Annotated in this window: 13 protein-coding genes; 7 read left to right on the forward strand and 6 right to left on the reverse strand. The window is 68.3% G+C overall.

Annotation, left to right across the window (positions count from 1 at the left end):
• The first annotated feature begins 983 nt into the window (after positions 1-983).
• The 3 genes from ACGFZW_RS14610 (at position 984) to ACGFZW_RS14620 (ending at position 2,270) form a co-directional block, all read left to right on the forward strand.
• Positions 984-1,223: a hypothetical protein gene (locus tag ACGFZW_RS14610; RefSeq protein WP_393893444.1), complete on the forward strand. Its 240-nt coding sequence runs from the start codon at positions 984-986 to the stop codon at positions 1,221-1,223.
• A 319-nt stretch (positions 1,224-1,542) separates the two neighbouring features.
• Positions 1,543-1,827, forward strand: a complete 285-nt coding sequence (locus tag ACGFZW_RS14615; RefSeq protein ID WP_393893445.1) for a hypothetical protein — start codon at positions 1,543-1,545, stop codon at positions 1,825-1,827.
• Between the two features lie 125 nt (positions 1,828-1,952).
• Positions 1,953-2,270 carry a hypothetical protein gene (locus tag ACGFZW_RS14620; RefSeq protein ID WP_393893446.1) on the forward strand — a complete coding sequence of 106 codons (318 nt, stop codon included), beginning with the start codon at positions 1,953-1,955 and terminating at the stop codon, positions 2,268-2,270.
• Positions 2,271-2,843: 573 nt separating this feature from the next.
• Here ACGFZW_RS14620 and ACGFZW_RS14625 read toward each other — a convergent pair.
• From ACGFZW_RS14625 to ACGFZW_RS14650, 6 genes are all read right to left on the reverse strand, one after another.
• Positions 2,844-3,119: a hypothetical protein gene (locus tag ACGFZW_RS14625; RefSeq protein ID WP_393893447.1), complete on the reverse strand. Its 276-nt coding sequence runs from the start codon at positions 3,117-3,119 to the stop codon at positions 2,844-2,846.
• A gap of 150 nt (positions 3,120-3,269) precedes the next feature.
• Positions 3,270-4,118: a hypothetical protein gene (locus tag ACGFZW_RS14630; RefSeq protein ID WP_393893448.1), complete on the reverse strand. Its 849-nt coding sequence runs from the start codon at positions 4,116-4,118 to the stop codon at positions 3,270-3,272.
• A gap of 1,005 nt (positions 4,119-5,123) precedes the next feature.
• Complete coding sequence (locus ACGFZW_RS14635) at positions 5,124-5,396, reverse strand: hypothetical protein (protein WP_393893449.1); 273 nt, start codon at positions 5,394-5,396, stop codon at positions 5,124-5,126.
• Between the two features lie 306 nt (positions 5,397-5,702).
• Positions 5,703-6,212: a hypothetical protein gene (locus ACGFZW_RS14640; protein ID WP_393893450.1), complete on the reverse strand. Its 510-nt coding sequence runs from the start codon at positions 6,210-6,212 to the stop codon at positions 5,703-5,705.
• A 999-nt stretch (positions 6,213-7,211) separates the two neighbouring features.
• The gene (locus tag ACGFZW_RS14645; protein WP_393893451.1) at positions 7,212-8,657 is read right to left on the reverse strand and encodes a glyceraldehyde-3-phosphate dehydrogenase; all 1,446 of its coding nucleotides are present in this window, start codon (positions 8,655-8,657) and stop codon (positions 7,212-7,214) included.
• A gap of 336 nt (positions 8,658-8,993) precedes the next feature.
• Positions 8,994-11,213 carry an NADP-dependent isocitrate dehydrogenase gene (locus tag ACGFZW_RS14650; RefSeq protein WP_393893452.1) on the reverse strand — a complete coding sequence of 740 codons (2,220 nt, stop codon included), beginning with the start codon at positions 11,211-11,213 and terminating at the stop codon, positions 8,994-8,996.
• Between the two features lie 452 nt (positions 11,214-11,665).
• Between ACGFZW_RS14650 and ACGFZW_RS14655 the strand changes: the two genes are divergently transcribed.
• The 4 genes from ACGFZW_RS14655 to ACGFZW_RS14670 all read left to right on the forward strand — a co-directional run bounded on the left by ACGFZW_RS14655 (position 11,666) and on the right by ACGFZW_RS14670 (position 13,567).
• Positions 11,666-12,052, forward strand: coding sequence for a gas vesicle protein (locus ACGFZW_RS14655; protein ID WP_393893453.1), 387 nt, complete (start codon positions 11,666-11,668; stop codon positions 12,050-12,052).
• 118 nt (positions 12,053-12,170) lie between these two features.
• Complete coding sequence (locus ACGFZW_RS14660; protein ID WP_393893454.1) at positions 12,171-12,587, forward strand: gas vesicle structural protein GvpA; 417 nt, start codon at positions 12,171-12,173, stop codon at positions 12,585-12,587.
• Between the two features lie 2 nt (positions 12,588-12,589).
• Entirely contained in the window at positions 12,590-13,303 is a 714-nt protein-coding gene (locus ACGFZW_RS14665; protein ID WP_393893455.1) for a GvpL/GvpF family gas vesicle protein, read from the forward strand.
• A 12-nt stretch (positions 13,304-13,315) separates the two neighbouring features.
• The gene (locus tag ACGFZW_RS14670; protein WP_393893456.1) at positions 13,316-13,567 is read left to right on the forward strand and encodes a gas vesicle protein GvpG; all 252 of its coding nucleotides are present in this window, start codon (positions 13,316-13,318) and stop codon (positions 13,565-13,567) included.
• The last annotated feature ends 42 nt before the right edge of the window (positions 13,568-13,609 follow it).

Below are 13,609 nucleotides of genomic sequence, written 5' to 3' on the forward strand. Positions count from 1 at the left end.
GAAATTGAGGACGTAGCCGTGGCGAACACGCTCGCCACTCCCTGTGGGGGAACGAGGTGTCCCCCCGTTCTGGTCACGGCAGTTGGTGGACAGTCACCCGTTTGTCTCTGGAGTGCCGCCAATTGTTGCGCGAAGACTGAACAGCTGCTGGGTGAAGCGGGAGCGGTGCCACCGGCGCTGCAGCTCCGGGCCGCGAAGGGGGCGCAGTGGGTGGGATCGAACGGGGTGGCCCTCGCCGATGGTCCGGTTGCGGAGCGCGTCGTGACGTGCAGGGCCGAAGATCCGTCGCTCCGATGTTCCAGGCCCGCCGTGCTCTTCACCGGCACCGAGCCGGGACGGTCCGGTCCGGTCCGGGCGATCGCGGACGCAGCCTGTTCGAGCCCTTGGTGAACGAGGTCCGGGTGGACGGTGCCTCATGTGTGCGGCGGCGCATTCCGTACGGACGTGCGTTGAAATGAAGATAAGCCCACTGGGGGGCTTCGCGAAGCTACCGGTTTCACTTCCCGTTGGTTGTGTGACGCTCTTGCTCCTGTGGCGGGCTTTCGCTCGGAATGTAAACGCGAGTTGACGTCACGGCGTGGCGGATCGCGCTGGGTTGACGAGTGTTGTTTGTAGGCTGCGCCCCTTCACCCAGGAGGGCTTGGTGGCCACGTGATGTTCCTGATCCCTCGGGCAGTAAATCGGCCTTCCGGGGGCCGCGCTCAAGGCGTTCTGGAGGTCATGAACCCTTGAAATCAGGGGAGTTGAGCGGCTGTGCTAACTGCGTCCCCTGTCGATGTTCCCGAACTCCCGCTCCACTCCGGTCTCGTGCTGAATGATGCGTGGCCGCATAAGGGCGTCATATGCACGTGCGAAGGGAGCTGTCGCGGGTCGACGCAGAGTGCGCAGCGGAGTGGAACGCGCGCGATGACTACTGCTAGTGTCCGGGCGATCACACCTGGCAATCAGGTTTCCATGCAAGGTAACGAAGGACCGAGGGTTCCATGCGCAAGCTTCAGCAGGTCGCGATCGTCGCCGCAGCGGCCGGCGGTCTGTCCGCCATCGGTGCCGGCGTCGGCACCGCCTATGCCCACGGCGGAACGCAGGTGAACGACCTGTACCGCCCGTACCAGGAGTGCAGCCCGCAGACGGTGGTTGAGAACAACCTCCCGCTCGGCGTTCTCGCCGTGCCGCAGACCTGGGGTACCACCTGCGGTCAGTTCAACCACGCCTTCTCCCGCTAAGTCGCCGGGGCAGCCGCACCCGACGATCGCCTCGGGCCCTTCGGGGGTGATGGTCCCCCTGAAGGGCCCGTTCGTCTGCGGTACGGCCGAATGATCGCCGCACACGAGCGGCCGAACGGGTGGTTTGCCGCGAACGCCTGATGCCGTTGCGGCCCCAGAATTCCTGGGGTATGGGACCCCTCGCAGGTGGTCGTCGCTTCGTGGCAGCGAAACCGCCCGGCGCGTCACTCAGCGACTGTTGGAGCTTGTCGCAATAACCTCCGCAACTGCACGAAGTAGATCAACTTCGTATCGCATCTGCGAACTCCTCGGAGGAGAAATGCGCAAGCTTCAGAAGGCCGCTGTCGTAGCGGTCGCCCTCGGCAGCCTCGGCTTCCTCGGCGCCGGCACCTCGTACGCCGGAGACGAGCACGGTCGGCACGTCGGTATCGGCCAGGACGCCAACTGTAAGTCGCACGACCTGAACGTCGACGTCCTCGGCGAGGTCGGCGTCCTCAACGGCGTGCTCGCCAACGCGCTCAACGGTGAGGGCGACGCGGGTGCGCAGAAGACCACCCCGATCGGCTCGGGGATGGGCTGCAGCAACAGCGCCTTCAGCAAGTAATCAGAAGGGGTTCTGGTGCCCGAGGCGAGACCTCGGGCACCAGAACCGTTTTCTTCACTGGTCCGGGCGCGGGCCCGTTCGCGGTGCTCGGCCCCCGGGGTATCGATCACAAAGGAACGCAGCACATGTTCACTCGGAAGAAGATCGCAGCCGTCACAGCGCTCCTGGGCGGCCTCGCCGTGACCGGCGCCTTCGCCCCCCAGGCGTCCGCGGCGGAAGCCTCCAGCCTCTGCGCCTCGTCCGTCCAGGGCAGTGCCATGTGTCCCCCGGGGAGCGCCGACCAGGCGAATGAGCAAGGAAGTTACCGCATCAGCCAGACCCAGAACTGCATGCCGATGAACCCCCTGGAGGTGCCCGTACGCGGCCTCCTGAACCCTGGGAGCACGGAGCTCGGACCGGCCATGCACTGCTCCAACCAGGCGCCGGGGGTCGAAGGCCAGTAGTCCCCCTGGAGCGGGGCCGCGAGGGCGAGCTGAGCCTTCTGTAGGTCGGGGCAAGTGACCGGCACGGTGTCCGCGGCTGTCTCCTGCACATCGCGACCACATCATCGAGCGTCTTCTCGAACGGTGGATGGCCGGACCGGGATCATCCCGGTCCGGCCATCCACCGTTCGGCGTCCTGCAGAGAAACGGCTGCCGACCAGGGCTCGGCAGCCGGCGACTGTGTGGCGGCGGGATGGGGAGCCGCTTCGAGCGTCCATGATGGCGTCAGAGCAACGGGGGCGAGGATGACAGTGCGAAGGTCGCAGGCCAGATCATCGGGCGCCAGGGGCTCGTCTACTTGCCCGCGCCGCGCCACCACCGATGTCGCGACGGGCCGTCTGCCCGCCCAAATCGACTTTAACGGGCGCAATTTGAGGCCGTCACACTTGCGGCGTCGGCAGACAGCGTCGTGGTCGCTGTGTGCTGGTAAAACCATCTCCGGGCCTCGGCCCGCACAGGGACAAGGGTGAGTCCCGGCACCGGGCCTATGGCGCGGTGCCGGGACTCATTTCGCCTACCTGCGTGGCTACTTGCTCAGAAGGCGTGGTTCTCGCAGCTCATCTTCGAGCCCAGGCTGGTGGGCTGCGCACCGGGGTTGCCCTCGCCGTTGAGCGCGTTGCCGAGCACGCCGTTGAGCACCCCGACCGCGCCGAGCACGTCGATGTTCATGTCGTGCGAGCGGCACTCGGAGCCCTGGCGGACGTCGAAGTCGTGGCCCGGCTCGCCGTGGGCGGAGGCGGAACCGACGCCGAGCGCGCCGGCGCTGCCGATGGCGGCGGCCAGGACAACGGCCTTGTAAAGCTTGCGCATTTCATTCTCCGGTGATTGAGCGATTCGTTGTGAAGGTGGTCGATGTGCCTGCAGCTGCGAGAGCCCCGTCTACGAGGCTCCGCGGCTGCAGGCGGGCCCAACTCCGCTGTTGCTGCGGTCCGGTGAGTGCACCGGACCGTGCGTGAGAGGTCAGGCCATCCGGGGGAGGTCCAGCTGTCCCACCGGAGAGGCCGCCAGCCGTCCGAGCCCGACCGGGGAGACCTGGGGGACTCCAGGGGAGATCAGCGGGTTGATCAGCGGGTTGACCTGCGGGTTGACCTGGGGGTTGACCTGCGGCGCGGCCTGCGGGAGGTTCTGCGGCTGGACGGCCTGCGGGACGGCGACCTGCGGCGCGACCATCGGGGTCACCTGCGGGGCTGCCTGCGGGGCCACCTGCGGGACGACCTGCGGGGACTGCTGCTGCGGAGCCGGCGCCTGGGGGGCGGCCTGCTGCGGCGCCGGCGGCTGGGCGACGGAAGCCTGCGAAGTACCCTGCGAAGTCGCCCAGGCAGTGGCCTGGTGGGCGGGCTGCTGCGGAGCGGCGGCCTGCGGGGCCGGCTGCGGGGCGTACTGCTGCGGGGCCGACGGCTGGGCGACATAAGCCTGCGAAGCGCCCTGCGAGGCGGATCCCGCGGTGGCCTGCGGCGCGTACTGCTGCTGCGGAGCGGGAGCCTGGGGGGCCTGCTGCTGCGGCGGGGCGTACTGCTGCGGAGCCGGGGCCTGGGGGGCCGGCTGCGGCGCGTACTGCTGGGGAGCCGGAGCCTGGGGTGCCGGCTGCGGCGGGGCGTACTGCTGCTGCGGAGCGGGAGCCTGCGGGGCCGGCTGCGGGGCGTACTGCTGGGGAGCCGGAGCCTGCGGAGCCCCCTGCTGTGGGGCAGCCGCCTGCGGGGCGCCACCGTTGTACCCGCTGGGAGAATCGGCGTGGCTCACGCCGACGCCGATGGCGGACAGGCCGCCTGCCGCTGCGACGATGAGCGCGGCCCGTTGAAGCTTGCGCATAAAACCCTCGGCCCTTCATTACCTGTATGGAAATCTGACTACGTAGTGCTGTCTTGAGTGCACAAAATGAGACGCTCGCGGGCTACGCGCCCTGCGCATCGCCTGCCCACCACGGCGGAAGCGTCCGGCAATGCGATGGGATCCGCTGCGCAGTTCGCCAACGCCTCCCGAATCCGACGACGCACCGCATCCCTCCTCCGATTCGCATCGGACAACATGCCCGCGTGGTCGCCACAGACCGCTGTCCCGTCACCAAGGGAGAGAATCCGCGACCTCGACCCAAAGGGTCGTTCGCTCTTCCCTCCCAGCGGGCAACGGGAATCCCCCTGGCACAGTCACGGGAGCCGGCGCACCGTCACCCATTTGCTCATCGCCATGAATCATTTGGAGTGTTGGTCGAGACGCGTCCGCCATGACGCGATGTGCGCACCGGTGGGTCGAATCCCCAGCTGTGCCGCAGCCGATGGACGTCGCGTGCCTTCACCTGGACGAAACTCCGGTGTTCGGGCATTCCGATCCAGGTGGTATGCGCGGGCGGATTCGTGGGGAGCGCGGCGGAGTTGGCGCTCCCGAAGACCCGGTAAGCGCGCTGCAGTTCGGCGTGTCGGGTGCTTGTTCGGCCCGTCCAGGGCAAGTCGCTCGGCCTCATCGCGCGGCGGAACTGTGGAGTGCTCGTGGCGGAAGGCAGCAAGGGGAATCTGTGCGGCGCAGATTTTTCGGAGCTGCGGACATCGCGCACCTGGCAAGGCGGAATCGGTCCGGCGGATCTCACGCGCCTGTCGGCAGATTTGGCTGCTGTAGCGCCCGTCAAATGGCGAGATACTCATCATATTTTCAGCGACTTGTGTGAAGTGGAGCCAGCGAGAAGTCGGCGACGGAACCCCGGTGTTCGTCGTCCCACTTCGCCATCGGTCAAGGGGCTTGGGCATGGGAAAGGGGCCCCGGCGCGACCCTTGTTGCTCGGGCGCCGGGACCCCTTCAGGGATCTACGGGATCAACCGTGGATCAGAACGCCTTGTTGTTGCAGCCCATGGTCGAGCCCAGGTGGGTGGACTGAGCGCCCGGGTCGCCCTCGCCGTTGAGCGCGTTGCCCAGCAGGCCGTTGAGGATCCCGACCTCACCGAGGACATCGACGTTCAGGTCGTGGGACTTGCACGACGTGCTCTGCTTGATGTCGAAGTCGCCGCCGGGGCCACCGGCGAACGCGGTGCCCGCGCCCATGAAGCCGAGGCTGCCCAGAGCGGCGACCACGACAGCGGCCTTGTGGAGCTTACGCATTTCTCCTCCGAGGATTGAAGCGAAGTGGCTGTGATGTACGGACTTCGTACAATTTGGGAGGTTATTGGTTGCTCCGCCGTAACCGCACGCGACGCGCCGAAACGCGAGAGCGAGAACTCGGAAGCCGCCCGGGAATCCCCCTAGTTCAGGGCTTCTACGAGCGGAAACAGCCACAGAGCGCTTTGTGGGAACCACCTGTTCGGCCGCGCGGCGCAGAGCGCACTCGGTCATGCCGACGACAGAAGCGGGCCCTTCGAGGAGTCCCCCGAAGGGCCACGGTGCGCTCTGCCGGCACGTCCAGCCGCCTTACCTGGCGGTGGCGAAGGCGTTGGCCTGGCTGTTGGACTGGGTGCAGGAGAAGCCCTGGGTCGACGGGGCGGCGAGCAGGCCGACCGGGACGTTCGCGTCGAGCAGGGACTGCGGGCTGCACTCCTGGTACGGGCGGAAGCCGTTGGTCTGTTGCTGCGGAGCCGACTGCGGCACGACCTGCGAGACCGTGGGGGAGAGCTGCGGGTTGAGCTGCGGGTTCAACTGCGGGCTGACCTGAGGCGCCTGCTGCGGGGCGGCGCCCTGAGGAGCGGCCTGGGGGGCGGCCTGGGGGGCGGCCTGCTGCGGGACGGCGGCCGATCCGTAGGCGTGCGACGTGGCCTCGGACGCGGTCCAGGCGGTTGCCTGGGGGGCCTGCTGCGGAGCAGGCGCCTGCGGGGCGACCCCGTTGTACCCGACGGGAACGTCGGCGATGCTCACGCCGGCGCCGGTGGCGGTCAGACCGCCGGCCGCTGCGACGATGAGCGCGACCTGCTGAAGCTTGCGCATAAAACCCTCAGCCCTTCATTACCTGTATGGAAATCTGACGATGTTCTGACTATTCGGCGCTGCCGTGAGGGAGGAACAGAGGAGGCCGTCGGCGCCGTGCCCTGAACACCGTGTGCCGACTACGGCGGAGGTGCGCGGCGGAAAGGTGACGGGACGATCCGCGCGGTCCGTCGGCGTTCCCCCGACTTCGACGGTGCATCGCGTCCCTCCTCCGATTCGCGTCGGACGACATTGCCGGCAAGGTCGCGACAGGTCGCTGCCCCGTCATCAAGAAGACGCGTTCCCGACGTCGGCACACAGGGCCGTTCGCTGTTCCCTCCCAGCGGGCAACGGGAATCTCCTCGGCGCGGTCACGGGAACCGCTGCACCGTCACCCGTTTGCCCACCGCCTTGAATCCTTTGGGGTGTTGGTCGCCTTGTCTTCGCAGGAGGTCCCGTGATCGTGGAGTCGGTGGCTCGTTGCCGGAACGGTCTGTTCGCGTGTGGCAGCGATGATGTCCGGCGTCCGCGCGAAGAACATGCGCGTCGAAAAGGCAGGCGCGCAAGGGGGATTGAGGAATGCGCGGGGGAAGTCCGCGGCGGTCCGGGTCTGGTGGCGCCTTCGTGACGGAATGCCCGCGTAGCTCACGTGAGAACCTGCCGGCGGGCAAGGGTGACGGCCAGCGCGGAAGGGCTAATAACACGCTGACCGCCGATGTTCTCTCATCAGAGAGAAGCCCCATCATGGTAGGCGACCGGCGGGTCGGACGTCCCCCGCGCCGAATGGTGATTGCTGTGGGCGGGGGAGCGGTTCAACGAGCGCCGGGGGAGGGGCGGGAAGTTCCTTCCGGCGTGGCGCTCTCGGTGTTCCTCATGAGCGGGGCGCGGCCGTTGTTGCGGGTACTACTGCCGGCGCCCGGCCTGCGGGTGGCGGTGGGGAGCATCGGATGCCGATCGGCACCTGGATGCCGCCCACTGCCGCCCCGCCTGCCGGGCGCGGGATCGGGTGGTCCGCCGTGATCAGACCGCGGGGGCCGGGTAGGTCGGGTACTCCACCCCGGAGACGTGCTGCACGACGCGGATGACCTGGCAGGAGTAGCCGAACTCGTTGTCGTACCAGAGGTAGAGGATCGCGTCGTCGCCCTCGACCTTGGTGGCTCCGGCGTCGATGATCGAGGCGTGGCGCGAGCCGATGAAGTCGCTGGAGACCGCGTCGGGGGCGCTGATGAAGTCGATCTGGCGCTTCAGCGGCGAGGCGAGCGACACGTCGCGGAGGTAGTCGAGGACCTCCTCGCGGGTGGTCTCGCGTGCGAGCCGGAGGTTGAGGATCGCGATCGAGACGTTCGGCACCGGGACGCGGATCGAGCTGCCGGTGATGCGTGCCTTGAGGTCGGGCAGCGCCTTGGCGACGGCGGAGGCGGCGCCGGTCTCGGTGAGGACCATGTTGAGCGGCGCCGAGCGGCCGCGGCGGTCGGAGTTGTGGTAGTTGTCCAGCAGGTTCTGGTCGTTGGTGAACGAGTGGACGGTCTCCACGTGGCCGCGCAGGACGCCGTACTCGTCCGCCATCGCCTTCAGCGGCGGGACGATCGCGTTGGTGGTGCAGGAAGCGCAGGAGAGGATCTGCTCTTCCGGCTTGATGGTGTCGTGGTTGACGCCGTGGACGATGTTGGGAACGTCGCCCTTGCCCGGTGCGGTCAGGACGACCTTGTCGATGCCGGGGCGGAGGTGCTTCGACAGGCCCTCGCGGTCGCGCCACTTACCGGTGTTGTCGATGAGGATGGCGTTCTTGAGGCCGTACGCCGTGTAGTCGACCTCCGAGGGGTCGTTGGCGTAGATCACCTTGATCTCGTTGCCGTTGGCGATGATCGTGCTGTTCGCCTCGTCGACGGTGATCGTGCCCTGGAACTGGCCGTGGATGGAGTCGCGGCGCAGCAGGGAGGCGCGCTTGACGAGATCCTGCTCGCCGCCCTGGCGGACGACGACGGCGCGCAGCCGCAGGCCGTTGCCGGAGCCGGCCTTCTCGATCAGCAGGCGGGCGACGAGGCGGCCGATGCGGCCGAAGCCGTAGAGGACGACGTCGCGGGGCTCGCGGCGCTCGATCTTTTCGGCGCCCGTGGCACCGGCGACGGCCTCGGCGGTGAACTCCGCCACCGACAGACCGCGGTCGTCGGTCCTGTACGTCGCGGCGAGCATGCCGATGTCGATCTGGGACGGGCCGAGATCGAGCGTGGTGAGAGCCTGCAGGAACGGCAGCGTCTCGGTGACCGAGAGCTCCGCGCCGGCTATCTGGCGGGCGAACCGGTGGGTCTTGAGGATGCTGACCACCGACTTGTTCACCAGGGAGCGGCTGTGAAGCAGGACCGTGACGTCCCGCTCGCGGTGCAGCTTCCCGATGATCGGGATCATCGACTCCGCGATCTCCTCGCGGTTTTTCCAGTTGGTGAACGAGTCGTCATTGACAGTCACAGGTTTATCTTTCGAGCTAGGCGGTGCTCATATGCTAGCGCCCCGCTTTTCCGATCTTTCCATCGGTATCGCCTGGGGCGACGCCGTGATCGGCGCCACGTCGCACCGGCGCAGCGGAGGGGTCGCTTTGTGGGCACAGGGGATGAGTTGTGGTGATTCGGGGTGAGGGGGCGATGGGCCGGGTCCGCGGGGCGTGAGCTTGCGGAGACAGCTCCGCCCCGGCGGGGCGTGCCTGCCGGGGCGGAGCTGGTGCGGAGGGAGGGGCTCAGGGCGTCAGCGTGGATCGCTCCGGGGCGATGACCGCGCTTCCGGGTCCCTCCCTCCGTGGTTGCCTGGTCAGCCGAGGTTCGTGAGGGCCTGGCTGAAGGTCTTCGACGCGCGCATGACGGCGGCGGCCTTGGAGTCGGCGGGGTGGTAGTAGCCACCGATGTCGGCCGGGGAGCCCTGGACGGCGATCAGTTCGTCGACGATCGTCTGCTCCTGCTCCTTCAGCGTCTTGGCCAGGGCCGCGAACGCCTCCGCGAGCTGTGCGTCCTCGGTCTGCTTCGCCAGCTCCTGGGCCCAGTAGAGCGCCAGGTAGAAGTGGCTGCCGCGGTTGTCGATGCCGCCCAGCTTCCGGCTCGGCGACTTGTCCTCCTCAAGGAAGGTGGCAGTCGCGCGGTCGAGCGTGTCGGCGAGGATCTGGGCGCGCGCGTTGTTCGTGGTCTGCGCGAGGTGCTCGAAGCTCACCGCCAGGGCCAGGAACTCGCCCAGGCTGTCCCAGCGCAGGTAGTTCTCCTTGACGAGCTGCTGCACGTGCTTGGGCGCGGAGCCGCCGGCGCCGGTCTCGAACAGACCGCCGCCGTTCATGAGCGGGACGATCGAGAGCATCTTGGCGCTGGTGCCGAGTTCGAGGATCGGGAACAGGTCGGTCAGGTAGTCGCGCAGGACGTTGCCGGTGACCGAGATGGTGTCCTCGCCGCGGCGGATGCGCTCCAGCGAGAACGCGATCGCGTCGGCCGGGGCCATGATCTCGATCTGCAGACCGTCGGTGTCGTGCTCGGGGAGGTACGCCTTGACCTTCTCGATGAGGCTCGCGTCGTGGGCGCGGCCCTCGTCGAGCCAGAACACGGCCGGGCTGCCGGTCGCGCGGGCACGGGAGACGGCGAGCTTGACCCAGTCCCTGATCGGCAGGTCCTTGGTCTGGCACATGCGCCAGATGTCGCCCGCGCCGACCACGTGCTCCAGCACGGCGTCGCCGTTGCCGTCGACGACCCGCACCGTACCGGTGGTGGGGATCTCGAAGGTCTTGTCGTGGCTGCCGTACTCCTCGGCCTTCTGCGCCATGAGGCCGACGTTGGGAACCGAGCCCATCGTCGACGGGTCGTAGGCGCCGTTGGCGCGGCAGTCGTCGATGACGACCTGGTAGATGCCGGCGTAGCTGCTGTCGGGGATGACGGCGAGGGTGTCGGCCTCGTTGCCGTCGGGGCCCCACATGTGGCCGGAGGTGCGGATCATGGCCGGCATGGAGGCGTCGACGATGACGTCGCTCGGGACGTGCAGGTTGGTGATGCCGCGGTCGGAGTCGACCATCGCCAGCTCGGGGCCCTCGGCGAGCTCGGCCTCGAAGGACGCCTTGATCTTCGGGCCCTCGGGCAGCGACTCCAGGCCCTTGAGGATGCCGCCGAGCCCGTCGTTCGGGGTGAGGCCGGCAGCGGCGAGCGTCTCGCCGTGCGCGGCGAACGTCTTGGGGAAGAAGGCCCGCACGACGTGGCCGAAGATGATCGGGTCGGAGACCTTCATCATCGTGGCCTTCAGGTGCACCGAGAACAGCACGCCCTCGGCCTTGGCGCGGGCGATCTGGGCGGTGAGGAACTCACGCAGGACCGCGACGCGCATGACGGAGCCGTCGACTACCTCGCCCGCCAGGACCGGTACCGACTCGCGCAGAACGGTCGTGCTGCCGTCGTCGCCCACCAGCTCGATCCGCAGCGAGCCGTCCTCGCGGACGATCGCGGACTTCTCGGTGGAGCGGAAGTCGTCGGCGTCCATGTGCGCGACGTTGGTCTTCGAGTCGGCCGTCCAGGCGCCCATGCGGTGCGGGTGCGCCTTGGCGTAGTTCTTCACCGAGGCGGGGGCGCGGCGGTCGGAGTTACCCTCGCGCAGGACGGGGTTGACCGCGCTGCCCTTGACCTTGTCGTAGCGCGCGCGGACGTCCCTCTCCTCGTCGGTCTTCGGGTCGTCCGGGTAGTCGGGCAGCGCGTAGCCCTGCTCCTGCAGCTCGGCGATGGCCGCCTTCAGCTGCGGGATGGACGCCGAGATGTTCGGCAGCTTGATGATGTTCGCGCCGGGCGTCTTGGCGAGCTCGCCGAGCTCGGCCAGTGCGTCATCGATGCGCTGGCCCGGCTCAAGACGCTCGGGGAAGCCGGCGATGATCCGTCCCGCAAGGGAGATATCGCGGCTCTCCACGCTCACCCCGGCCGTCGAGGCGTATGCCTCGATCACAGGCAGGAACGAATACGTCGCCAGGGCCGGGGCCTCGTCGGTGTGCGTATAGATGATGGTCGAGTCAGTCACCGGTGCTCCGCTCCACGTCTGCAACATTGCTCGACATCAAGATATCTCCTGTCCGACCCCCGTGGCACAGGGCCCTGCCTACGAATGGCACAAAGTCGTCACCGCGCGCGGGCGGGGAGCGGCGTTCGGTCCGTGGGTCGGCGAAGTGGGCTCTGTGATCTGCGATGCAGTGGCCTCCCGGGGGGCTGGCGGCCGGAGGGAGCGGTGGTAGGGCCCTCGCGGCGCCGTCGTCGAGACGAGGGCCGGACGGCCGCCTCCGGCCTGCGACCCCGGTCCCGGCGCCGTCGGCGCGAGCCCCTTCCGACGGGGTCGTGGGGCCGGTCGCGCTGCGTGGGTCACGGCTCGCTGTACGCCATTTGGTGAGCTATGTCATGTAGTGTCGTATATACGTGAAAAGCGCCTATCGGGTGATGGCGCGGGCAGCATGTCGCCTCCGAAGTCGGAGAGAGAACATGGCCGCAAGTGAAGAGGACGCCCCGGACCTTGGCCGGCGCACATCCGGCAAGCAGACCGCCAAACGCAGCGGCGGTGTGCGGACCGGCAGCCGAGAAGAGAGCGAGGCGAAGCGCGGGTCCCGCCGCGTTTCGGCACCGCGGGCCATGCGCTACGCCGCCGAGCAGCTCCAGGAGCTCCTCGGGCGGGCCCCCGAATCCGTCTCCGCGGTGAAGCCGACGGAGGACGGCTGGCTCGCGGAGGTCGAGGTCCTGGAACTGGAACGCGTCCCCGGGACCACCAGCGTGATGGCGAGCTACCGGGTGACGTTGGACGAGGAAGGCGAGCTGGTCGCCTACGAGCGCACCCGCCGCTACACCCGAGGCCAGATCGACCGCGACAGTTGACGGTCCCGGGAGGCCGCGGACCGGCTTCCGCAGGGCCGGAGAGACGGCTCACCCCCCCAGGTGCGGTGAGCCGAGGAAGGGAGGCACCGTGACTGTGGTGCCGCAAAGCGGAGGAACGATGTCCAAAGGCGGGGGCGGCGGATCCGGAAATCTCTACGACATCCTGGATCTGATTCTCGACCGTGGCCTGGTCATCGACGTGTTCGTGCGTGTGTCCCTGGTCGGTATCGAGCTGCTCAAGATCGACGCTCGCATCGTCGTTGCGAGCGTGGACACCTACCTGCGCTTCGCAGAGGCCTGCAACCGCCTCGATCTGGAGGCCGGGCGCAAAGCCCCCTCCCAGCTGACCGACCTCGTCGGCGAAGTGACCGAGGGCGGGTCCCACGGCAAGAGCAAGGGCGCGCTCACCGGCGCCGCGGAAGCCGTGAGTGACGTGCTCAAGGGCGGCGAAAGCGACGAGAAGGAGAAGGAGAAGGAGCCCGAGGAGAAGCGGGAGCGTCCGGCGCGCCGGCCCGCTCGGCGCCGGAAGGAATAGCCATGGCCGTGTATGTCTACTCGATCGTCGCGACCACGCATCCGCAGCGTCTGGACGACCTCGACGGGGTGGGCGACCCCCCTTCCACCCTCCGCACCGTGCAGAGCGGGAAGCTCGTCGCGGTCATCAGTGACGCGCCGGAGGGCCTGCGTCCCAAGCGCCGCGACCTCGCCGCCCACCAGGCAGTCCAGGAACGGTTGATGGCCGACGGCACGCTCCTACCACTGCAGTTCGGCCTGACCGCACCGGACGACGACGCCGTACGGACAGCGCTGGAGGAACGCGCGGACGAGTACACCACCCGGCTGCGTGTCCTGGAGGGATGCGCCGAATACCACCTGAAGGCCGCCCAGGACGAGGAGTCGCTGCTGCGCCGGATCCTGCTGGAATCCGAGGAGGCGCGCGGGCTCAACGAGGAGATCAAGAGCGGCCGCGGCCGCCCCGACCTGCCGGTCGCCCTCGGAGAACTGGTCGCCCAGGAGGTGCAGGCGCGCCAGGACGAGCAGGCGGCGCAAGTCGTCGGTGCACTGGGACGGTTGGCCCGTGAAGAGCGGGTCTCGCAGCCGACCGGCGAGGACTTCCTGAATGTCTCCTTCCTGGTGGAGAGCGGCCGCGCGGAGAGTTTCGTCTCCGCCGAGAAGGAACTGGCCGACGAGCTGGGCGAGGACTTCGCCTTCCGGCTCCGCGGCCCCCTGCCCGCGTACAGCTTTGTCTGACGGAGCGTCGTCATGGGCCTGTTCACACAGATCGTCACCCTCCCCCTGGCACCGGTACGCGGTGCCGTCTGGGTGGTGGAACGCGTCGTCGAAGCGGCGGAGGACGAGTACTACGACCCCGAACCGATCGAGCGGGAACTCGCCGAGCTGGAGCGGTCCCTGCTGGCGGGAGACATCGATGAGAAAGAGTTCGACCGCCGCGAGGACGAGCTGCTGGACCGGCTCGACGAGATCCGGGCCTTCCGGGAGGGCACCGGAGAGTGACCGCCGTAGCCGGAGGGAGCGCCGCGGGAGAGGAAAAGAGGT

This window comes from Streptomyces sp. NPDC048248, assembly GCF_043201875.1.
Taxonomy (GTDB): domain Bacteria; phylum Actinomycetota; class Actinomycetes; order Streptomycetales; family Streptomycetaceae; genus Streptomyces.